Here is a 1,414-nt window from a genome sequence, read left to right as displayed (position 1 = left end):
CGGCTGCCGGCAGCGCAGCAGCCGCTGGCGCGGCGGCTGGCGGCGGCCGGCCCGGCGCTGCGCGACACGCTCGCGGCCTGCGCCGCACACGGTGCCGGCGGGCCCAAGTTCCGCATCCACGGCGCGCTGCGGCTGCAGGAGGTGCTGCTGGTGCACGACGACTTCGTCTTCGCCGACTTCGAAGGCGACGACAGCCTGCCGCTGGCCGACCGCCGCGCCCGCCAGTCGCCGCTGCGCGACGTCGCCGGCCTGCTGCTGTCGCTGGACCTGGTGCGCGGCGCGGCGCTGCAGATCGGCACGCACACCGAGGCCGAGAACCTGCGCCGCGAAGCGCTGGCCGAGACCTGGGCGCAGGACCTGCGCCGCGCTTTCGTCGCCAGCTATGCCGAACAGGCGCTGGCGCTGGGCCTGGTCGGCGGCGCCGACGCCTTCGAAGGCGCGGCGCCGACGCTGCGCCTGTTCGAGATCGACGCCGCGCTGCGCGAGCTGCACGACGAGCTGCGCCGTCGCCCCGCCGGCGCCACCACGCCGCTGGCCGCACTGGCTGCGCTGCTGCGCCACGCCGGGCCGTAAACGGGAGACTTCCGATGGATACCCTGGACCTCGCATTCGACCCGCTGCGTGCGCTGCTGGCGCAGGCCGGCGCCTTTCTGCCACGCCTGGGCGTGGCGCTGGCCATCGCCGTCGCCGGCTGGTTGCTGGCCAAGGCGGCGCGTTTTGCCACCGGCAAGACGCTGAAGGCGCTGAACTTCCACGTGCTGAGCGAACGCGCCGGTTTCGACGGCTTTCTGCAGCAGGGTGGCACCGACAAGACGACCAGCGACCTGTTCGCGCTGATCGTCTTCTGGGTCGTGATGCTGGGCGCGCTGATCGTCGCCTTCAACGGCCTGGGGCTGTCGCAGGTGACCGAGCTGCTGTCGCGTGTGCTGCTGTTCCTGCCGCGGCTGCTGGTGGCGCTGCTGGTGCTGGTCTTCGGGCTGTACTTCGGGCGTTTCGTCGGCCAGTCGGTGCTGGCCTACTGCCGCGGCGTCGGCATCGGCGACGCCGAGATCCTGGCGCGCATCGTCCAGTACGCCATCGTCACCTTCGTGCTGCTGATCGCGATCGACCACCTGGACATCGGCGGCGGCCTGGTGCAGCAGACCTTTTTGATCCTGCTGACCGGCATCGTGTTCGCGCTCGCGCTGGCCTTCGGCATCGGCGGCCGCGAGCGCGCGGCGGCGCTGATCGAGCACTGGTTCCCGCGCCGCGACGACCCGCGCGGGCGCTGAGGGCGCGGCCGCCCGTCCGCGGCGGCGATGCGCCACCGTCCTACACGGGCCTCAGTTCTGGGACTATCCACGGCGCGGCCGGTTTCTTGCGACGATGAAGCCATGGACAAGCAAACCCCGCCCCTGCACGCCGGCCCCCACGC

Annotated in this window: 1 protein-coding gene and 1 pseudogene; both read left to right on the top strand. The window is 72.6% G+C overall.

What is annotated here, in order from left to right; genetic code table 11:
• Nucleotides 1-573, top strand: a pseudogene (locus tag CKO43_RS25410) (alpha-amylase); the annotation flags it as partial.
• Nucleotides 574-587: 14 nt separating this feature from the next.
• A complete protein-coding gene (locus tag CKO43_RS25405; protein ID WP_200232405.1) occupies nt 588-1,271 on the top strand; it encodes a mechanosensitive ion channel family protein in 684 nt (227 codons plus the stop codon).
• The last annotated feature ends 143 nt before the right edge of the window (nt 1,272-1,414 follow it).

Origin of the sequence: Rubrivivax gelatinosus, assembly GCF_016583785.1 — a bacterium.
Taxonomy (GTDB): domain Bacteria; phylum Pseudomonadota; class Gammaproteobacteria; order Burkholderiales; family Burkholderiaceae_C; genus Rubrivivax; species Rubrivivax gelatinosus_B.
The sequence above is the reverse complement of the archived record's forward strand: the minus strand, read 5'-3'. Positions and strand labels throughout refer to the sequence as shown.

What these genes read in the sequence shown, in the direction of transcription:
- CKO43_RS25405 (WP_200232405.1), top strand. Translation starts at nt 588, where the DNA reads ATGGATACCCTGGACCTCGCATTCGACCCGCTGCGTGCGCTGCTGGCG.